The organism is Streptomyces sp. NBC_00224, from assembly GCF_041435195.1.
Taxonomy (GTDB): Bacteria; Actinomycetota; Actinomycetes; order Streptomycetales; family Streptomycetaceae; genus Streptomyces.
In genome coordinates this window covers 1,021,499-1,039,551 of the sequence record NZ_CP108106.1, presented here as the reverse complement: position 1 = coordinate 1,039,551, position 18,053 = coordinate 1,021,499, and the positions used below count along the sequence as shown (strand labels likewise).

General features: G+C 71.6%; 21 protein-coding genes. 14 read left to right on the top strand and 7 right to left on the bottom strand.

All coding sequences use genetic code 11. The features are described 5' to 3' along the window. Positions 1-74: 74 nt before the first annotated feature. The 3 genes from OG965_RS04495 to OG965_RS04485 are packed head-to-tail and all read left to right on the top strand — an operon-like array spanning position 75 to position 1,176. Entirely contained in the window at positions 75-521 is a 447-nt protein-coding gene (locus OG965_RS04495) for a phage tail protein (protein ID WP_101386354.1), read from the top strand. Further along, positions 521-1,021 carry a hypothetical protein gene (locus OG965_RS04490; RefSeq protein ID WP_371649326.1) on the top strand — a complete coding sequence of 167 codons (501 nt, stop codon included), beginning with the start codon at positions 521-523 and terminating at the stop codon, positions 1,019-1,021. The genes OG965_RS04495 and OG965_RS04490 overlap by 1 nt, the downstream gene beginning before the upstream one ends. Then, complete coding sequence (locus tag OG965_RS04485; protein WP_283145314.1) at positions 1,018-1,176, top strand: DUF6760 family protein; 159 nt, start codon at positions 1,018-1,020, stop codon at positions 1,174-1,176. The genes OG965_RS04490 and OG965_RS04485 overlap by 4 nt, the downstream gene beginning before the upstream one ends. Before the next feature lie 182 nt (positions 1,177-1,358). On the opposite strand, the gene OG965_RS04480 is transcribed toward OG965_RS04485, so the two are convergent. Further along, positions 1,359-1,805 carry a hypothetical protein gene (locus OG965_RS04480; protein WP_371649324.1) on the bottom strand — a complete coding sequence of 149 codons (447 nt, stop codon included), beginning with the start codon at positions 1,803-1,805 and terminating at the stop codon, positions 1,359-1,361. A gap of 1,707 nt (positions 1,806-3,512) precedes the next feature. Continuing rightward, complete coding sequence (locus OG965_RS04475) at positions 3,513-3,776, bottom strand: hypothetical protein (protein WP_371649322.1); 264 nt, start codon at positions 3,774-3,776, stop codon at positions 3,513-3,515. Between the two features lie 298 nt (positions 3,777-4,074). Here OG965_RS04475 and OG965_RS04470 point away from each other — a divergent pair, with 298 nt between their 5' ends. Genes OG965_RS04470 through OG965_RS04435 form a run of 8 tightly spaced genes read left to right on the top strand, consistent with a single transcriptional unit; the run spans position 4,075 to position 12,025 of the window. Continuing rightward, positions 4,075-4,485, top strand: coding sequence for an extensin (locus tag OG965_RS04470; RefSeq protein WP_371649320.1), 411 nt, complete (start codon positions 4,075-4,077; stop codon positions 4,483-4,485). Between the two features lie 56 nt (positions 4,486-4,541). Next, on the top strand, positions 4,542-4,964 hold the full coding sequence (locus tag OG965_RS04465; protein ID WP_371649318.1) for a phage tail protein: 423 nt from the start codon (positions 4,542-4,544) through the stop codon (positions 4,962-4,964). Positions 4,965-5,011: 47 nt separating this feature from the next. Then, positions 5,012-5,764, top strand: coding sequence for a LysM peptidoglycan-binding domain-containing protein (locus tag OG965_RS04460; protein WP_371649316.1), 753 nt, complete (start codon positions 5,012-5,014; stop codon positions 5,762-5,764). Beyond that, positions 5,764-7,674 (top strand): VgrG-related protein, encoded by a 1,911-nt coding sequence (locus tag OG965_RS04455; RefSeq protein ID WP_371649314.1) that lies wholly within the window; start codon positions 5,764-5,766, stop codon positions 7,672-7,674. The genes OG965_RS04460 and OG965_RS04455 overlap by 1 nt, the downstream gene beginning before the upstream one ends. A gap of 43 nt (positions 7,675-7,717) precedes the next feature. Beyond that, entirely contained in the window at positions 7,718-8,188 is a 471-nt protein-coding gene (locus OG965_RS04450; RefSeq protein WP_371649312.1) for a GPW/gp25 family protein, read from the top strand. Next, on the top strand, positions 8,188-10,146 hold the full coding sequence (locus OG965_RS04445) for a putative baseplate assembly protein (protein ID WP_371649310.1): 1,959 nt from the start codon (positions 8,188-8,190) through the stop codon (positions 10,144-10,146). The genes OG965_RS04450 and OG965_RS04445 overlap by 1 nt, the downstream gene beginning before the upstream one ends. Before the next feature lie 53 nt (positions 10,147-10,199). Further along, positions 10,200-10,709 carry a phage tail protein gene (locus OG965_RS04440; RefSeq protein WP_371656841.1) on the top strand — a complete coding sequence of 170 codons (510 nt, stop codon included), beginning with the start codon at positions 10,200-10,202 and terminating at the stop codon, positions 10,707-10,709. Further along, the gene (locus OG965_RS04435; protein ID WP_371649308.1) at positions 10,706-12,025 is read left to right on the top strand and encodes a zinc ribbon domain-containing protein; all 1,320 of its coding nucleotides are present in this window, start codon (positions 10,706-10,708) and stop codon (positions 12,023-12,025) included. The genes OG965_RS04440 and OG965_RS04435 overlap by 4 nt, the downstream gene beginning before the upstream one ends. 39 nt (positions 12,026-12,064) lie before the next feature. Here OG965_RS04435 and OG965_RS04430 read toward each other — a convergent pair whose 3' ends face one another. From OG965_RS04430 to OG965_RS04415, 4 genes are all read right to left on the bottom strand, one after another. Then, positions 12,065-12,628, bottom strand: a complete 564-nt coding sequence (locus OG965_RS04430) for an N-acetyltransferase family protein (RefSeq protein WP_371649306.1) — start codon at positions 12,626-12,628, stop codon at positions 12,065-12,067. Positions 12,629-12,715: 87 nt separating this feature from the next. Further along, on the bottom strand, positions 12,716-13,918 hold the full coding sequence (locus OG965_RS04425; protein WP_371649304.1) for an epoxide hydrolase family protein: 1,203 nt from the start codon (positions 13,916-13,918) through the stop codon (positions 12,716-12,718). Positions 13,919-13,982: 64 nt separating this feature from the next. Then, positions 13,983-14,276, bottom strand: a complete 294-nt coding sequence (locus tag OG965_RS04420) for a TetR family transcriptional regulator C-terminal domain-containing protein (protein ID WP_371656840.1) — start codon at positions 14,274-14,276, stop codon at positions 13,983-13,985. A 32-nt stretch (positions 14,277-14,308) separates the two neighbouring features. Next, complete coding sequence (locus OG965_RS04415; RefSeq protein ID WP_371649302.1) at positions 14,309-14,593, bottom strand: hypothetical protein; 285 nt, start codon at positions 14,591-14,593, stop codon at positions 14,309-14,311. Positions 14,594-14,774: 181 nt separating this feature from the next. Between OG965_RS04415 and OG965_RS04410 the strand changes: the two genes are divergently transcribed. Together OG965_RS04410 and OG965_RS04405 are read left to right on the top strand one after the other, a co-directional pair. Further along, on the top strand, positions 14,775-15,269 hold the full coding sequence (locus OG965_RS04410; protein ID WP_371649300.1) for a DUF3237 domain-containing protein: 495 nt from the start codon (positions 14,775-14,777) through the stop codon (positions 15,267-15,269). 109 nt (positions 15,270-15,378) lie between these two features. Beyond that, positions 15,379-15,819 carry a VOC family protein gene (locus OG965_RS04405; protein ID WP_371649298.1) on the top strand — a complete coding sequence of 147 codons (441 nt, stop codon included), beginning with the start codon at positions 15,379-15,381 and terminating at the stop codon, positions 15,817-15,819. A 93-nt stretch (positions 15,820-15,912) separates the two neighbouring features. Here OG965_RS04405 and OG965_RS04400 read toward each other — a convergent pair whose 3' ends face one another. After that, the gene (locus OG965_RS04400; protein ID WP_371649296.1) at positions 15,913-16,491 is read right to left on the bottom strand and encodes a hypothetical protein; all 579 of its coding nucleotides are present in this window, start codon (positions 16,489-16,491) and stop codon (positions 15,913-15,915) included. A gap of 365 nt (positions 16,492-16,856) precedes the next feature. Here OG965_RS04400 and OG965_RS04395 point away from each other — a divergent pair, with 365 nt between their 5' ends. After that, a complete protein-coding gene (locus OG965_RS04395) occupies positions 16,857-17,915 on the top strand; it encodes a VWA domain-containing protein (RefSeq protein WP_371649295.1) in 1,059 nt (352 codons plus the stop codon). The last annotated feature ends 138 nt before the right edge of the window (positions 17,916-18,053 follow it).

The following is an 18,053-nucleotide window of genomic DNA, read 5'->3' as shown; positions in this document are numbered from 1 at the left end:
GGCACCTGATCTCGGTGCCCCTGCCCGCCGTCAGCCCTTTCCCTTCCCTTTTCCTTTAGAAGGACAGCGAACAGATGTCTCTCCAGCCGGGTGACTCCCTTACCTCACACAATTTCGGGCTCCAGATCGACGGGGTGATGGTCGAGTACCTTGCCGAGGTCAGCGGCCTCAGCCTCGAACAGGACGTCATCAAGTACCCGCAGAACAACGGCGCGACAGGCAAGAGCGAGATCGCCCTGCTGCCGGGCACGCAGAAGGACGGCCAGTGCACCGTCGTGCGCGGTATGACGCAGTCGTCCTCGTTCACCCAGTGGATCAACGACTCCATCAACGGCCGGATGTCCACGGCCCGCAAGAACGCCTCCATCATCCTGATGGACTTCGAGGACAACCCGGTGAAGCGGTACAACCTGCGCAACGCCTGGTGCAGCAAGATCGACGCCAGTTCGGTGAAGGCGGGCGAGGCCGCCGCGCTGACCGAGACCGTCACCATCGTGTTCGAAGAACTGGTCATCGAGTAATGCGGCGTACGACGGCCTCAGCGCCGGGCGCCGCCCCCATGAGCGCGGCGGCGGGAGAGGGCTACCCCCAGTCGGCTCCCGCCGTCGCATCCCCCGAGCAGCAACCTGCCGAGACGGTTCAACGGGACCAGTTGCGCACCGAGTTCCCTTTCGAGTTGCCGCGCGGATACGTGGACGACTCGGGCACGGTGCACCGGGACGGGGTGATGCGCCTGTCCACGGCACGGGACGAACTCGTCCCGCTGCGTGACGTGCGCGTCCAGGAGAACCCGGCGTACCTCTCGGTCGTGCTGCTCGGCCGGGTCATCACCCGCCTCGGCACGCTGACGATGGTGCACGACGGGATCGTGGAGAACATGTTCGCCTCCGACCTGGCGTTCCTGCAGGACTTCTACCGCCAGATCAACGCGGAGGGCCACACCCGGGCGGCCGTCCGGTGCCCGCACTGCTCGGAGCCCTTCGAAGTGGAACTCGGCGGGAGCCGCCTGGGGGAATCGTGACGTACGCGACCGACCGGCTGCACGAGGAGGTCGCGTACGTCGCCTACCACTTCCACTGGAGCCTGGAGGCGATCCTGGACCTGGAACACCACGACCGCCGCCGGTACACGGACCAGATCGCGTCCTTGGTGACGCGCGGCGCGGCGGAGGGCTGAGCGGTGGGATTCCTGGACCGGCTGCGGGCGCGTCGGGACGAGCGCGGGGAGGGTGTCGGCGGGGACGAAGGCGGTCCCGGTGCCGCTGTGAGTGCGGGCGTGGGCGTGGCGACGGGCTCTGGCCCGGACCCGGTCAGCGGCCCGGCACGCCCGGACGCGTCCACGGCCGTCGCGGCCTGGCCTCACATGCCGCAGATCCAGCGGGCGGTGGGCGATACGCGTGCGGGGGTCGTGGACGCCGGTTTCGGTGGGCGGCTGCCGACGTGGCAGAACCCGTCGTTCACGGCGGCGCCGTCCCCGGTCGTCCTGGACCCGGCGGCGGGCAGCAGCCTGCTCTCGCGCGCGTTCACCGGCGCGACGCTGTCCCCGGCGGAGTCCGAACGGCCTGCGCGAGCAGGTCTGTTGGGCGCGCCCGCCGGTGGTCCGGTGGCGCAGCGGATGCCGGTCGCGCCGCTGCGGTCGGTACCGGCGACGAGCACGCCGTCCGTACCCACGGCCTCGGCCGCACCCACGGCGTTGGGGCCGGGCGCGAGCGTCGCACCGGTGCAGCGCTCCACAGCACCCGCCCGGCCGATCCAGCGGGCGGCGCACTCCGCGCGGGCAGGTGGGGCCACAGCACCGGTGAACACGCAGCCCCGGGCCCCCCGAGGCATGCGCGCGACACCCGTGCCCTCCGCCCGGCCCGTGCCCCGGCCCTCCCTGACCAAGGCTCCGACCGAGGCGGCGGCCGTACAGCGCCGTACTCTGCCCGCCACCCGCCGGACCACGGGTGCCGAGCCGGGGTCCTCCGCAGCGGCGCAGCCGTCCAACGACGACGACCGAACGGGCCCGGCCTCGCCGCGGCCCGTTCCGGCCGAGCCGGCGACGGGCCCGTCCGCGACCCGTGGATCCGCGCCCACCGGTGCCCCGGCGGCGGCCGTCCGGCCGGTGCAGCGGGCGGTGTCCGCGCAGGGGTCCAGGCCCGCCGCGACGGTCCGTGGTTCTGATGCCGCTGCTCCTGATCCGGTACGTACCGCGAAGCGGTCCGGCGATCGGGCCGCGCCTGACGCCGGGGCGCGTACCTCTCCGGGCGCCCCGGTCGAGGGCGGGGCGCCCCCGCGTGGCCCCGCACCGACCGTGCCCGGCCCGGGTCCTGATGCAGGATCCCGCGCGACTGCGCCCGGCGGCCCGACCACACCCGGCCCCGGGACGGCTCCTTCGCCGGGCGCCCCGGTGCAGCGTGCGGTGCCCGTGAGCGGGCCCGCGCCGACCGAGCCCGCCGTTCGTCCCACCCCGATACGCCCGGCGACCCCGCCCGGCGGCACTGCGGCGCCTGCCCCCAGCACCCGTACGACGAGCGGCAACCCGGTCGTGCAGCGGGCGTCCTCGACGCGGAGCCCCGCATCAACCGCCCGGACCGCACCCGCCGACACGTCAGGCTCCCGCCCCTCCCCGGCGCCCCGTACTGTGCCGACAAGCGGTCCCACAGCTGACTTTGACGGCGCGCTGCCGAACAACGACCGCCCCACCGGGGCCGCTGACCGAACGGCACACGCGCCCGGCGCCGACCGGACGACCAGCACGCCGCGGCCAGGAGTCCCGGCCGGTGGAGGTCCTGGCACGTCGCGCGCGCCGCTGCCGCCCACGTCGGTCCAGCGGGCCGTGTCTCCGCAGACGTCCGCACCGAGTTCCGGCGGGGGAGGGGTGCCCGGCGCCAACCGACCGTCCGGCGCCGGGCCTTCGTCGCCCGGCTCTGCCGGCGCCCGGAGGCGGCCCGCTCCCGACCCCGCGTCGACGCGCAGCGCCGCCGACGCGCCTTCGGCGCAGCTGCCTTCGGTGAACACACCGTCCAACGGCGATCGTTCGCCCCACGTAACCGGCGCGAAGGACACCGTGCAGCGACAGGCAACAGCCGGCGGTCGCCGACCGGAGACGACGCAGCCTTCACCGACTCCGACTCCGGCACCGACCCCGACTTCGGCCCCGACTCCGGCACCGGCACGCCGCGCGCCGACCGCGCCGGGTCCGTCGACGTCCGGTACGGCGCCGTATTCGGGCATTCCCGCCGTCCCCCCGGGCCACGCGGCAACACCGGTGCAGCGCTCCACCGCGCGCCCTGCTGCCGGACCCGCAGGCCCGGCCGTCTCCCCGGCACCTTCGGGTCCGCCGTCGCTCCCGGGCGCCGCCCCGGCCACCTCCAGCTCCCTGCCGGGACCGACGACCACGAGCGCCGCCTCCCGGCGCTCCGCCGACTCCACCTCCGTACACCCGGTCCAGCGCAGCACTTCGGCAGCCCGTGCGGGCCTCGGCGCGCCCGTCCTGTCGAGGTCGGCCACCCTCGGCCCGAGCCCGTCCCGTCAAGCCGCCTCGCCCGTGAGCCCGGCGCCGGTTCCGGGACCGGCCGCCACCACTCCGGCTCCGCTCAGCTCCACCCCGGCCCGGCGCTCCCCGCTCGGTGCCCCGCTCAGCGCCCCGCCCGCCGACTCCGTGCCGCTCGCCGGGCGGCGTACGGCACCGGGCCCCGGGACCCGCGGCACCAACGGCGGTACACCCGCGCCGGTCCAGCGAGCCGCCGCACCGACCAGCAGCGGTGCGGTGCCGCCCCCGCCCCTCTCACCCACGCCCCCTTCGCCGGGCGTCGCCCCTTCCCTTCCCATGTCGCCCCCGCCGCCTGTCCACCATGTCCCTGCCGCGACCCCGGCAGCCGCGCTCTCCTCCAGCGGGCCTCTCCCCCCGGTCCAGCGCGCACGCGGTTCCCGTCCCGCGCTCCCCAAGGCCGTGCCCCTGCTCCGCCCGTCCGCGCCCGGCGCCGTCGGCACCAGGACCCCGTTGCCCGTCACCCGCCTCACTCCGCCCCCGCAGTCACCGCCTCACCCGCTCCATTCCGCCCCCGTACCGGCAGCGGGTGCCCAGGCGCCCGTGCGTACCACCTCGATGCCGACGGTCCAGCGTCTGCCCGGTCGGCGTACCGGCCGGAGCATCGGCGCGCTCGCCGCCTCCGTGGCGTCCTCCGTGGCATCCAATCTGAGCCACCTGGGAAGTTCCTCGACCGGCCACGCCCCACCGGCCGACCCTCCGCCGCCCTACAGCCCGGCCCCGGATGACAGCCCGCCCCCGTACACGCCCGGCAACTCCGTGACGTCGTCGGCGGCGGACCCGCCGCCCGCGTACACGGCGGTGCCCGCCGGCGGGTTCGACCCGCGCGAGCTCACTGACTTCCAGCTCGACGAGCTGGTGCACCGGATCATCGGGCGGATCACCCGCCTCATCCGTACCGAACTGCGCCTGGACCGGGAGCGGATCGGCCGACTCCGAGACCCCCGCCCCTGACCGGGCACCACCAGCGAACCGGCCACGGCCACGACAGAACAGAAAGGCTCACCCCGATGCCCCGTCAGGACCCGGGCTCCACCATCTGGTTCACCCTCGCCATCGACGGCGAGAGCCTCGGCTACTTCAACGGGTGTGAGGGCCTCTCCTCGCAGGTGGAGATCGAGCACCGGCAGGAGGGCGGCAACAACGGTTTCGTCTGGGCGCTGCCCACCCGCGTCACCTTCTCCACCATCCGGCTGACCCGCCCCCTGACCCCGGACACCACGAAGGTCGCCAAGTGGATCTCCTCGGTGCAGACCGGGATCCAGCGGCCCACCGCCCAGATCGCGGCGCTGCGGGCGGACGGGTCGCAGGTCGCCCGTTGGGGGCTGATCGACGTACTGCCGGTCAGCTGGACGGGGCCGACCCTCGACCCGGCGAGTCCCGCCGTCGCCACGGAGGTGCTGGAGATCGCCCACCACGGCTTCACCGACTGACGGCGGCCCGAGGGCCCACAGGACGAAGGACCGCAGAGGAAGAGAGCATGGCCAAGAACAGGAAGAGCGCGGGCGGCAGGGGCGCGGGCGGCAAGGGCGCGGGCAAGAGCCTCGTACGCGCCACCCTCGCCATCCACGAGCCCCCGCTCGGCACCAGCACCACGCCCGGCGGGCTGATCGAGACGTTCGACTTCGACTTCAACCCCGCGCAGCTCTCCCTCAGCCGCCGCGCCCAGTGGCACGTGACGGTGGCCCCGGCCGTACGGGACGGCTCCAAACCGGAGTTCTTGGGCCCGGAGGCCCGCGAGATGAGCCTTGAGATCTTCCTCGACTCCTCCGCCGAGCCGACCCGCGACACGGTCCTGAACAAGGTGGAGACGCTGTTGAGCTGCTGCGAGACCACGGACAAGAGCGTTTTCGCCGACCAGCCGTCACCGCCCTGGGTGGTCTTCGAGTGGGGGTCGTTCTCCACGGCCCGGTTCACCGCGTACGTCTCCTCCGTCGAGGCCTCCTACACGCTGTTCGGCACCACCGGTGTGCCCATCCGTGCCACGTGCCAGATGCGGCTGCACGAGATCCCCTCCAAGACGAAGCGGCAGAACCCGACCTCGGGCGCGCTCACCGCGCGGCGTGTGCACCGGGTCGTCGCCGGGGACACGCTGCCGTCGCTGGCCTGGCGCGAATACGGGGACGCCACCGTCTGGCGTGCGATCGCCGAGGCGAACGGCATCGACGACCCGTCCCGGATCGGGTCCGGCACCGAACTCGTCCTTCCGGCCGCCGAGGAGGTGCGCAGCTGATGGTGCAGGCCGCGTTTTCCACCCTCATACACGTCACCATCGGTGGCAAGGAACTGCCGCCGGACATCGCCCCGTTGCTCGTCGACGGCTGGGTCGACCAGGGAGCCGGCGTGCCCGCCGCGTTCCGGCTCACCTTCCGCGACCCCGGTCGGCTGGTCCTCGAAGAACTGAACGTGCAGTTCGGCACCGAGGTGGTCCTGACTCCGATCGCCGACGGCCGGGGCAAGGGCGACCCGCTGCTGACCGGGGAAGTGACCGGTCTGGAGGCCGACTTCGAGGGCACCGGTACCTTCACGGTCATCCGTGGCTACGACTACGGTCACCGCCTGATGCGCCAGCGCCGGGTCGTCGCCTACCGCAATCAGCTGGCGTCCGACATCGCCCGCACGCTCGCCGTCCAGGACGGCGTCCGTATCGGCCGGATCCAGCCGACGGACACGCTGTACGAGTTCATCAGCCAGGCCAACGTCACCGACTGGGACTTCCTCGCCCGGCTCGCCGACGAGAACAAAATGGTCATGTCGCTGGATGCCGAAGGGCGCTTCCAGTTCGTCAAGCCGAAAGCGTCCTCCGGTGCGCCCTCGCCCCAGACCGACAGCGACACGAGCCCGTTCGTCCTGCGGGCGAAACGCGACATCCTGCGGCTGCGGGCCGCGGTCACCGCGGCCGACCAGGTGGGCAAGGTCGAGTCGCGCGGCTGGAACGTCACCACCAAGAAGAAGATCAAGGAGACGCAGAACGTCAGCACCGACACGGGCATCAGCATCGGCACCACCCCGAGCCGGATCGCGAAGAAGTTCAAGGCCGCCAGGCTCGTCGAGACCGGTGTGCCCTACGACAAGCAGACCGAGGTCCGGCACGCCGCCGAAGCACTCGCCGCCGACGTCACCTCGTCGTTCGCCGAAGTGGAGGTGGCCGTCCGCGGCAACCCCAAGCTGCGGCCCGGCGTGCCGGTGGCCCTCTCCCGTGTCGGCAGGCCCTTCGAGGGCAAGTACACCGCCACCTCGGTCCGGCACGTCTTCGGCGACGGCAAGCACTACGAGTCCTGGGTGACCGTCAGTGGACGCCAGTGGCGCTCCCTGTACGGACTGGCGTCGGGCGGGACGGGCGCGGACGCCGGGGCGGCGCGGCTGCCCGGCGTCGTCAACGCCGTCGTCACCGACGTACAGGACCCGCTCGAACAGGGCAGGGTCAAGCTCACCTTCCCCTGGCTCGACGACGCGTACGTCACCGACTGGGCGCGCAGTGTGCAGTTGGGCGGCAAGGGCGGCGGCGGGGTCTTCCCCATGGACGTGGGCGACGAGGTGCTGGTCGCCTTCGACCGGGGCGCCCTGGACCACCCGTTCGTGATAGGCGGGCTCTACAACGGCCGCGACAAACCGACGGTGAACGACGTGCCCCTGCACCACGGGCTGAAGAAGCAGGCCAGCCGGCACACCCTGTCCGACCGCAAGGGCAACCGTGTCGACCTGCTCAGTCAGCAGAGCGGCAGGCGCAAGCAGGGCGTGCGGATCGCCACCGGCAACGACAAGCTGACCATCAACCTCGACCGCACCGAGACCGAGATCACCGTCGACAGCGCGGGTGCCGTCCGTATCAAGGGCGGGCGTTCGGTGTCGGTCGAGGCGGGCACCGATCTCACCCTCCGGGCCAAGCGCAACGTGTCCATCCGCGGCGGTGGTTCGATCAGCATCCAGGGCAGCGGTCTGGTCAGCCTCCGGTCCCTCGGGGGTGTGGTGGGCGTGTCCGCGGCGAGTGTCCTCGACATCAAGGCGGGTGCCGCCGCGACGGTGTTCGCCCCAGCCGGTGTGCAGATCAACTCCACCGCCAATGTGGGCATCCGGGCCGGCACGCTCCTGCTCAACGGTTTGGTCATGGTCAACAACAAGAAGTACCCGCTCCCCTCATGACGAGGACTCAAGTGATCTACGGGAAGGGACCGGTGGTGCTCTGATGGCCGAACAGTTCGTCGGCTCCGGTTGGGCGTTCCCCCTGCGCATCGGGCCCACCGGCGGCATCGCCCTGGTCAGCGGCGAGCGCGAGGTGGAGGAGGCCATCCGGCTCGTGCTCGCCACCTCGCCCGGGGAGCGGCCGATGCGCCCCGAGTTCGGCTGCGCCATCCACGACCTGGTCTTCGCCCCGGTCAATGAGCAGACCGCGGGCCGCATCCAGCACGAGGTCCTGATGAGCCTCGACCGCTGGGAGCCGCGCATCGAGGTCCACGCCGTGGACGTCACCGCCGGAGCCGACCAGAGCGTGCTGTACATCGACGTCCGCTACTCGATCCGCGGCACCAACAACCCGCGCAGCCTCGTCTTCCCCTTCTACGTCATCCCCTCCCATGAGGAGCCCGGAGTGCCGGGTCCCTCGGACGGTCCCGGCGGACCGGCCGGCCCCGGCTCCCTCCCCGAAAGCGAACACTGATGTCCCTGCCCTCGCCCAACCTCGACGACCGCCGCTTCCAGCAGTTCGTCGACGACGCCAAGCGCTACATCCAGCAACGGGCCCCCGAGTGGACCGACCACAACGTCTCGGACCCCGGCGTCACCCTCATCGAGACGGTCGCCCACATGGCCGACCAGATCGTCTACCGCCTCAACCGGGTCCCGGAGAAGAACCACCTGGCCTTCCTGGACCTGGTCGGCATCACTCTGTTCCCGCCGGGCGCGGCCCGTACCGACGTCACCTTCTGGCTGTCCGCACCACAGGAGGAGCCCATCTCCGTGCCGATGGGCACCGAGGTCTCCACCACGCGCACCGAACGCGACGAGGCCGTCGTCTTCGCCACCGAGCGCGACCTGACGGTCGTCCCGTGCTCGCTGGGCCACCTCGTGGTGCAGCACCACGGGGAGCCCGTCTCCGACCGCACCGCCGACCTCATCGAGGGCAGGGACCTGGCGTGCTTCGCCGAGGCACCCCGCCCCGGCGACTGCCTGCTCCTCGGTCTCACCGCGGCCGTTCCGCACTGCGCCCTCGCGCTCGAACTCGACAGCCGCGTGGACGGCGTCGGCGTCGACCCCCGTCAGCCGCCGCTGGTGTGGGAGGCGTGGACCGAGGACGGCTGGCGGCCCTGCGAGGTCGACCGGGACGGCACCGGCGGCCTCAACCGCCCCGGCGACATCGTGCTCCACGTCCCGGGCGGCCACGTCCTGTCCCGCACCGGCGGCCAGGAGGCCGGCTGGGTGCGCTGCCGTGTCACCGACCCCCGGCCCGGCCAGCCCTTCTACACCACCACGCCCACCATCCGCTCCGCCGAGGCGTACACCATCGGCGCCACCACCCGCGCCGTCCACGCCGAAACGGTCTACGACGAGGCCCTCGGCGAATCCACCGGCCTGCCCGGCCAGCGCCTGCGACTGGACCGCACCCCCGTCGTCGCCGACGACCCGCCCCTGCTGCTGCAGACCGCCGCGCACGACGGATGGCAGGACTGGCAGGTCGTCCCGCACTTCGCCGCCTCCCGTCCCGACGACCGGCACCTGACCCTCGACGCCACCACCGGCGAGATCGCCTTCGGCCCCGCCGTCCGCGAACCCGACGGCACCCTGCGCCAGTACGGAGCCGTCGCCCCCAAGGGCGCAGTTGTCCGCGCCCGCCGCTACCGCACAGGCGGCGGCCGGTCCGGCAACGTGGCCCGCGGCGCGGTCCAGGTGCTGCGCACCTCCATCCCGTACGTCGCCGAAGTCGTCAACCGCGAGGCCGCCCGTGGCGGCGTCGACGGCGAGACGGTCGAGGAGGCCAAGCTCCGGGCCCCCATCACCCTGCGCGCCCAGGAGCGTGCCGTCACCCTGCGCGACTACGAGGAACTCGCCCGCCGCGCCGCCCCCGAGACCGCCCGCATCACCTGCCTGGAGGGCGAGGAGGGCGACCACGGCGCCTACGCGGTACGTGTCGTGGTCGTCCCGCAGGCCGTCCCCGACCCCGGCGGCCGACTCCGCTTCGAACAACTCGTGCCCGGCGACGACCTGCTCGGCCGCATCACCCGCCACCTCGACGAACGCCGCCTCATCGGCACCCGCCTCGCCGTGGGCCCGCCGTACTACCAAGGCGTCACCGTCGTCGCCACCGTCCACGCCTTCCGCGGCACCGACACCGATCGCGTACGCCGCCAGGCCCACGACGCCCTCTACCGCCACCTCGACCCGCTCACCGGGGGCGCGGACGGCCGGGGCTGGCCCTTCGGCCGCCCGGTCCAGTCCGGTGAGGTCTTCGCCGTCCTGCAACGCGTCCCCGGCGTCGAACTCGTCGACGAGGTCGTGCTGCACCCCGCCGACCCCCTCACCGGCAAGCGCGGCGACCCCACCGACCGCATCGACCTCGACGCCCCGTCCCTCGTCTTCTCCTACGACCACCGCGTCCGCGTCATCGGGGACGGAACGTGAGCGGCGGCAGGGGCTCCGTCGACGGCCTGGGTTCCTCCGCGCCCATCGGCGTCATGCTCCCGGCCGTGTTCGCCGACGACGACCTCGCCCAGCGCTTCGTCGCCGGGCTCGACGACGTCCTCGCCCCCATCCTCAACGTCCTCGACTGCCTCGACACCTACTTCGACCCCGCCCTGACGCCCGCCGACTTCGCCCGGTGGCTCGGCACCTGGGTGGGCGCCGAGACCGACGGCACCGAACCCGAGCCCCGCCTGCGCGCCGCCGTCGCAGCGGCCGCCCGGCTGCACCGCGTACGCGGCACCCGGCGGGGCCTCGAAGAGGCGATACGACTCGTGTTCGGCGTCACGCCCGACATCACCGAGAGCGGCGGCGCCGCCTGGAACGCGCGCCCCCTCGGCCCGTTCCCGGGCACCCCGCGTCCCCACCTCCACGTCACCCTCCGGCTGCCCGACCCCGCCCCGGCCGACACCCACCGCCTGGACACCCTCGTCGCCGCGGCCCGCCCCGCCCACATGCCCTACACCGTCGAAGTAACCACCGCTGAAAGGACCCCGCAGCGATGACCACCCAAAACTGCGCCGAATGCGGCACCCGCGCGGAACCGGGCCAGTCCTTCTGCGACTCCTGCGGCGCCGTACTCGGCTGGGACCGGGCAGGCGCCCGGACGCCCCGCCCCGCGGCGGCCGCCGTCCCCCGGGACGCCGCCGACCACCCAGGCCCGCGCGGCAGCGGCCCGGTGCCCGCCCCACGGGGCATGCCGGACCCGGCACCCGCCGACGACCGGAACGACCCCGACACGACGGCCGAGGCGGCCAGGGACGGACGCGACCGCCCCGCCACCGGCGCGAGCACACCGCCCGCCGCCGGGGCCCCCGCTCCGCGCGAAGCGGGCGACACCGCACCCACCGTCCCGGTGGAGCCCGTACCGGCATCGGGTGCCGACGCCGGCGCGCCCGACAACTCGCCGGACAGCGCGAGCGATCGCGCCCGCTCCCTGCTAGTCCCCGTCGCCGACCCGGACACATCGACCCCCGCCCCACCCCCCGCCGTCGCCCCCGTCCTGCCCGGCCGCCCCGACGCCGACCGTCCGCAGGTCCGCGGCCCCGGTTTCAGTCAGGACATCGGCAACGGTCCGCCGTGCCCCTGGTGCTCCACCCCCAACCGCGCCGACCGCCACTTCTGCGCCCGCTGCGCGATGCCCCTCGCCGACGACGGCACCGCCGCACAGCCCCCGGGCCGCCGCCCGTGGTGGCGTCGGCTCTTCGACCGGCGACGGGATACCCCCTGGGCCGGTGAACGGCCGCCGCTGCGCCGGGTGTTCGACCGCATCGGCACCTGGGTGGCCGCGGCGGTCGCCCTGACCCTCGTCGTCCTCGCCGTCATCTACGTCCCCGACGGCGTCCAGGCCGGGCGCGACCACTTCGCCAAGCGCGCCCCGGTCGCCCCGGACGGCTTCCGGGCCTCCCGTTCCTACCCCGGACACCAGCCGCTGCTCGCCTTCGACAAGCGGAGCAACACCTGGTGGGGTCCGGGCGTCTCGCAGTCGGGCCAGGGCGAGTGGATCGAGGCGAGTTTCGCCGAGCCCACCCGCCTCCTGGACGTGATCATCACCCCCGGCGTCTCCGCCCGCGCCGAGAAACTGGGCGAATCGGCGCTGCCGCACCGCATCAAGGCGACGGTGACGTTGAAGGACGGAAAGACCACCACCCGCGACATCACCCTCGACCAGGGGGCGGGCGGCCAGCGCCGCCCCTTCCGCGTCGGCGACGCCGTCAAGGTCCGCCTCACGATCGAGTCGGCCTACGCGGTCTCCGGCGACAAGCAGGTGGCCCTCGCGGAGATCGAGTTCTTCGGCCGCTCCAGTTCGAACAGCATCTGACCGGGGCGCGTCGGCAGCAGCGGACCGGCGCCGCAGCCCTCAACCCGCTCCCTGACCGGGAGCGGGAAGAGGGCCCGGCGTCAGCGGCCGCTGGAACCAGGCGACGTCCCAGAACTTCCCGAACTTCCGCCCGACTTCCCGGTACACCCCGACGGGCTGGAAACCGAAGCGCAGATGGAGCCGCTCCGACGCCTCGTTGGGCAGGGCTATTCCGGCGAGGGCCTGGCGTACGTCCTCATGCTTGAGCACCTCGAAGAGCGAGGCGTACAGCAGACCGCCGACGCCGCGCCCCACCTGCTCGGGCGCCACGTACACACTGGTCTCGACGGAGGTCTCGTACGCCCGCTTCGGGCGGAACGCGCTGCTGGTCGCGTACCCGAGGACCGTTCCACCCTCCTCGGCCACGAGAAGCCGGTGCGGGCCGTGGTCCGGGTGGGACGCCAACCACGAGCGGCGCTGCTCGACGGTGAACGGCTCGATGTCGAAGGTGATCGGGGTCGCGACGACGTAATGGTTGTAGATACGGGTCAACTCTTCCAGGTCGTCCTCGTCCCCGGCCCGGACCTGCGTACCCACAGCTGCCCCGTTCACCCTGATGCTCATCGGATGACGGTAGCCAGCGCAGATTACGTCTTTGTTTCCTTGCCGATCGAGACGTGCCGCCGACGTCCTCGGGCGTGTGGAGTCCCGTCAGGACGGGGGTGTGTCGCGCAGGTCGCGGAAGAAGGCGCGTATGTCACCGATGAGCAGGTCGGGTGCTTCCATCGCGGCGAAGTGGCCCCCTCGGTCGAACTCCGTCCAGCGCACGATGTTGTTGGTACGTTCCGCGAGGTGGCGCAGGATGATGAAGTTCTCCTGCGGGAACGCGGCGAACCCGGTGGGAGCCGGTGAGGGCTCGGGCGGCTGCCCCCAGTAGGACGCGTGGGCGCGCTCGTAGTAGATACGCCCGGAGGAGCCGGCGGTCCCGGTCAGCCAGTACAGCATCACGTTCGTGAGGAGGTGGTCGCGGTCGACGGCGTCCTCCGGCCGGTCGACGGAGTCCGTCCACTCCTTGAACTTCTCGGCGATCCAGGCGAGTTGGCCGACGGGCGAGTCGGTGAGTGCGTAGGCGAGGGTCTGCGGACGCGTCGACTGGAGGTCGGCATAACCCTGCTTCTCGCGGCTCCACGCCTGCATCCGTGCCCAGGAGGCCAGGGTCCGTTCCCGCTCCGAGGGGCTGAGGGCGGCGAGTTCGTCGTCGGTCGGCTCAGTCGTCGCCCCGGCGCCGGGGATCATGTTCAGGTGGACGCCGATGACCTGGTCGGGGCGGATACGGCCGAGTTCGCGGGAGATGGCCGACCCCCAGTCGCCACCCTGCGCGCCGTATCGCGCGTAGCCCAGGCGGTGCATCAACTCGGCGAAGGCAGCGGCGACGCGTTGGTACTCCCAGCCCTTCTCGCGAGTGGGGCCGGAGAACCCGAAGCCGGGGATGCTCGGCAGGACCAGATGGAAGGCGTCCGCAGGGTCGCCGCCGTGCGACCGGGGGTCGGTGAGCGGGCCGGTGATGTGCTCGAACTCGACGATGGAGCCCGGCCAGCCGTGCGTGATGACCAGAGGTGTGGCATCCGGTTCCGGGGAGCGGATGTGCGCGAAGTGGACGTCCGCGCCGTCGATCGTGGTCATGAACTGGGGCCATTGGTTCAGGCGCGCTTCCGCCGCCCGCCAGTCGTACTCGTGCCGCCAGTAGTGCGCGAGCTCCCGCAGGTAGTCACGCGGAACACCGTAGGCCCAGCCGGCGTCCGGCAGTTCGTCGGGCCAGCGGGTGAGATCGAGGCGGGTCCGCAAGTCGTCGAGTTCACTGTCCGGGATCGATATGCGGAACGGTCGGATGCTGTCGTCCGGAGATGTGGTCATGGTGGGGCAGCTTAGGTGTGAGGTCCGATGCGAGATCAAGGGCATTTATTGGGGTGCCGGGCTGTCAGCGCGGTGGTGCCGCAAGGAATCCGTCGACAGTGCGGCGGACCATGGTGACGGCCTCGGTGTCGCCCAGGCGCAGCGCGATGTTCGCGGCGGTGAGCACCGCATCGAGCTGAAATACCGTCAGGTCCGGCTCCAGTTCGGCGATTTCTCCGGCTTCGACGGCATGCCGTAGCTCGTCGGCGAGGAGGGTGAGCCAGTTGCGCCGGTGGAGGAGCAGCGTGTCACGTACGCTCCCCGGCCGGTCGTCGAACTCCGGGAGGTTGGCAGCCCAGAAGCAGCCGCCGGCGAACAGCGGTTCCTCGGCGTAGGAGATCCAGCGTTCCGTCAGCGCGCGCAGCCGGGCGGCACCCGGCCGGGCGGTCCCGGCGGGGCGGTCCCGGCGGGGCGGATGACCGCCTCGGTGAACGCCTCGCGCGCCGCCTCCGCGACCGCGAGCTGCAGGTTCTCCTTGGTCTTGAACAGCGTCTGGACGCCGCTCTTGCTCAGCCTGAGGTCGGTGGCCAGGCGGCCGATGCTGAGCCCTTCGAGCCCCTCCAGTGAGGCAACGTCGACGCCGTGGCGCGCGATCCTGCGCCGGGTCCGGGCGCCCCGGGCGAGACGCTGATCCATCACGGCCTCGTCTCCTGCTTCAGTGCCTGCTTCGGGTGGAGGCGCAGCCGCCTTCGACCGCCGTTGCCCTCGCGGGCGAACGGTTCTTCTTCGACCTGGCGGCGCTGTGCGCCCAGTCGGGCGTCTCGACGGACGAGGTCCGACGCACTCTGTTCCCCGCGCGCACAGGAGGCGACGCCGCATGACCGCAGACCCGCGTGTGAAGGACGTCGGCGACATCCGCACAACGCACCTGTTCGACATGGTCGTCGACCTGGACCCGCGCCTGCCCATCGGCAGTGGCCCGTTCGGCCATCGGGTGCTCTTCGGTGCCGCGGGCGGCACGTTCCACGGCCCCCGGCTGCACGGCGACGTCCTCCCCGGCGGCGGAGACTGGGCGCTGTTCGGCCCCGACGGAACGATGCGCCTGGACGTACGCCTGACCCTGCGCACCCACGACGGCGCCCTCCTGCACATGGCGTACGGGGGCCGCTGGGCCACCCCACCCGGGCTGCGGGACGCCATGTCCGACCCCGCCGAGCGCCACCGGATCGACCCCACCCGCTACTACTTCCGGACCAACCCCCTCTTCGAGACAGGAGCCGAGCCCTACGCCTGGCTCAACGACGCGGTCTGCGTGGGGTCGGGATACCTGGTCGAAGGGGGCATCGCGTACAAGGTGTCTCAGGTGCTGTGACGGAACTTCTTGAAGAAGATGTGGCAGACGATGTCGAGAACGGCCTGGCGGCTCCGTCTCAGGGGTGGATGCGGCCACTGTGGCCGTACCCATACCAAGGAGACCCGGCATGACGATTCAGCGGATGGACAACGTCCTCATCGTTGTCGACGACCTTGACGCTGTCATCGCGTTCTTCGTCGAGCTTGGCATGGAGCTGGAGGGCAAGGCGCCAGTCGAGGGGCGTTGGGTGGAGCGTGTCATCGGGCTCGACGACGTCCGGCAGGACGTCGCGATGCTGCGGACCCCGGACGGTCACGGCCGGATCGAGCTGGCGATGTTCCACACGCCGAAGGCGATCAGCGCAGAGCCGAAGGACGCACCGGTGAACACGCTGGGCATTCGGCGCATCATGTTCGCTGTCGACGACATCGAGGACGTTGTTGCCCGCCTGCGCACCCACGGCGCCGAGCTCGTCGGCGAGCTGGCGCAGTACGAGGACAGCTATCGGCTCTGCTATGTCCGAGGTCCCGAGGGCATCGTCGTGGGACTGGCCGAGCAGCTCGGCTGAAGGCCGGCGGAGGGATCTGCCCCCAGGGAACCATCCGGGCGCCCGCGCCCGGGAGGGGAGTCGTCGGCGCCATGCACCGCTTCGGTGGGGCGATCAGTGCTGGCTGTTCAAGAAGCCGATCGTGACAGCGCCCCACCAGGCGGTTTGTGAGACAGCTGCTGTCACGGCACTGCGGAGCAACAGCGAGGGGCCGACAGAGGCGCCGTCGACGGCGGCCAGCCGGCGGTGCAGGGCGGAGGCCTGGACACCGTTGAGTGAGAGCACGAGAACGAGGCCGAGCTTGATACACGTAAGCGGTGAACCGAGATCGGGATGCAGGAAGGCACCGCTGAAGAGCAGACCACCGAGGCCGGCCCACACGGGGACATGCAAGGGGGCCGTGAAGTCGAGCACCTCACGGAGGGTCTTGCGGCCCATGAGCCACAGGACACCGAAGTAGTCGACTGCGAGTACCGCACCGAAGCCCAGGATCAGGGAGGCGAGGTGGACGAACAGCGCCGCGGTGTGAAGCGCGGTGTCGGCTTGCAGGTGCAGGGCGATCCATGTCGTGGCTGCCCAGCCGACACATACCGCGAGGGACGCCGCCACGGTCCCGCACCAGCGGGGAAGCCGGAGAAGTTCCGCTTCCCGCCCGGGTCTGTGTGGGCTCGCGGTGACGTCGGCGGCGGACATGGTTGCTCCAGGGATCATCTGCAGGTCGTGCTCACACCAGCAGGCGGCGAGCGAAGGTAAGGCTGGCCTAAGTGTCGCAGGTCGTCAAGGTGACCGTCCGCACAGTGAGCGCAGCGCTGCGCAGCCATGGCCACGCGCCTGGGAGCGACAAGGCGCGCTGAGGGCGGCGGCTGCCGAATGCAAAGGGTTGGCCGCCGCCCCCGGCGAGTGTGATGGCCCTGACATGGGCCGGAGGGGGAGACGCGGTGTGCCTCCCACCCGGGCCTACCCCGGGGTGGGCAGGTGATCGTCCGTCAAGCTCCGTTGTCAGTGCCTCCCCATAGTGTGGAGACATCACTCGGGAACATCGGAGGGGGAGCAGAGGCATGTCCGCAAACAAGATCCAGCACAAGGTGAATCACGTCGCGCTCGTCGTGGACTGTTCGGGTTCCATGCACCAGCACCAGAGTCAACTCATCCGCGTCGTGGACGAGTTCGTGGCGGGGTTGAAGGCCGAGTCGGACAGCCTCGGGCATGAGACCCGGATCAGCCTCTACTCCTTCGACCACAAGGTGGAGAACCTGGTCTGGGACATGGACGTGAAGCATCTGCCGTCCATGCGGGGTCTGTACAAGGTCAACAATGGCGCCACGGCCCTCATCGAAGCCTCGCTGAAGTCACTGGACGACCTGGGCCACATCTGGGAGGCGTACGGCGAGCACAGTTTCCTCCAGATCGTGGTGACGGACGGCGAGGAGAACGCCTCCGGCGGCGACAGGCGGCACGACGGCGACATGGCCATCCTCGGCCCCTGGCTCGACAGGATCGCGGCGAAGATGGGCGCGCTGCCGGGCCACTGGACTTCCGCGATCCTCGTTCCGAACTCCTTGGCGAAGCGGACCGCCCAGAACTACGGCTTCCCGGCCGGGAACATCGCCATCTGGGATGCGGATTCCCAGGAGGGTGTCGAGGAGGCGATCGGCACAGTGCGTGCTGCCGCCACCAGCTTCCTCCGTGGCCGCGAGCAGGGTGTGCGGGGCACGAAGAACCTGTTCGCGGTCGGCCAGGACATATCGGTCGACGACGTGCGGGCGAACCTCGAACCGGTCCCGGCCGACAAGTATCGACTCCTGAAGGTCGACACGGAGGTCGAGATTCGATCCTTCGTTGATTCGCATCCGGGCGTGACGTACGAACGCGGGTCGTGCTACTACCAGTTGGGCACCCGGGTTCAGGTTCAGCCCGACAAGGAAGTCATCGTGGTCGAGAAGGACACCGACCGCGCGTACACGGGCGACGCGGCACGCAGTCTTCTGTTCGGAACGGGAATCCAGGGGACGGTCTCCGTGAAGGCGGGGCGTAATCCCAAGTTGGAGGTATACGTGCAGAGTCGTTCGGTGAACAGGAAGCTCAAGCCGAAGACACGTCTGCTCATCATGCTCTGACCTTCGATGGAACCGGGGCTGCCCACCCAGCCACTGGTCTCGGGCGTCGGCCCTCTGGCAAATGGTCGAGGAGACAGCCCGTCTCCATGGCGTCCGGCCCGCCTGCCACGTGGGTAGGCGGGCCGCCGAGCGGAGCGC

Bases quoted from the DNA above. Each gene is read 5' to 3' on its own strand.
- OG965_RS04495 (WP_101386354.1), top strand. From the start codon at position 75: ATGTCTCTCCAGCCGGGTGACTCCCTTACCTCACACAATTTCGGGCTC.
- OG965_RS04490 (WP_371649326.1), top strand. From the start codon at position 521: ATGCGGCGTACGACGGCCTCAGCGCCGGGCGCCGCCCCCATGAGCGCG.
- OG965_RS04465 (WP_371649318.1), top strand. From the start codon at position 4,542: ATGCCCCGTCAGGACCCGGGCTCCACCATCTGGTTCACCCTCGCCATC.
- OG965_RS04460 (WP_371649316.1), top strand. From the start codon at position 5,012: ATGGCCAAGAACAGGAAGAGCGCGGGCGGCAGGGGCGCGGGCGGCAAG.
- OG965_RS04455 (WP_371649314.1), top strand. From the start codon at position 5,764: ATGGTGCAGGCCGCGTTTTCCACCCTCATACACGTCACCATCGGTGGC.
- OG965_RS04450 (WP_371649312.1), top strand. From the start codon at position 7,718: ATGGCCGAACAGTTCGTCGGCTCCGGTTGGGCGTTCCCCCTGCGCATC.
- OG965_RS04445 (WP_371649310.1), top strand. From the start codon at position 8,188: ATGTCCCTGCCCTCGCCCAACCTCGACGACCGCCGCTTCCAGCAGTTC.
- OG965_RS04440 (WP_371656841.1), top strand. From the start codon at position 10,200: ATGCTCCCGGCCGTGTTCGCCGACGACGACCTCGCCCAGCGCTTCGTC.
- OG965_RS04435 (WP_371649308.1), top strand. From the start codon at position 10,706: ATGACCACCCAAAACTGCGCCGAATGCGGCACCCGCGCGGAACCGGGC.
- OG965_RS04430 (WP_371649306.1), bottom strand. From the start codon at position 12,628: ATGAGCATCAGGGTGAACGGGGCAGCTGTGGGTACGCAGGTCCGGGCC.
- OG965_RS04425 (WP_371649304.1), bottom strand. From the start codon at position 13,918: ATGACCACATCTCCGGACGACAGCATCCGACCGTTCCGCATATCGATC.
- OG965_RS04415 (WP_371649302.1), bottom strand. From the start codon at position 14,593: ATGGATCAGCGTCTCGCCCGGGGCGCCCGGACCCGGCGCAGGATCGCG.
- OG965_RS04410 (WP_371649300.1), top strand. From the start codon at position 14,775: ATGACCGCAGACCCGCGTGTGAAGGACGTCGGCGACATCCGCACAACG.
- OG965_RS04405 (WP_371649298.1), top strand. From the start codon at position 15,379: ATGACGATTCAGCGGATGGACAACGTCCTCATCGTTGTCGACGACCTT.
- OG965_RS04400 (WP_371649296.1), bottom strand. From the start codon at position 16,491: ATGTCCGCCGCCGACGTCACCGCGAGCCCACACAGACCCGGGCGGGAA.
- OG965_RS04395 (WP_371649295.1), top strand. From the start codon at position 16,857: ATGTCCGCAAACAAGATCCAGCACAAGGTGAATCACGTCGCGCTCGTC.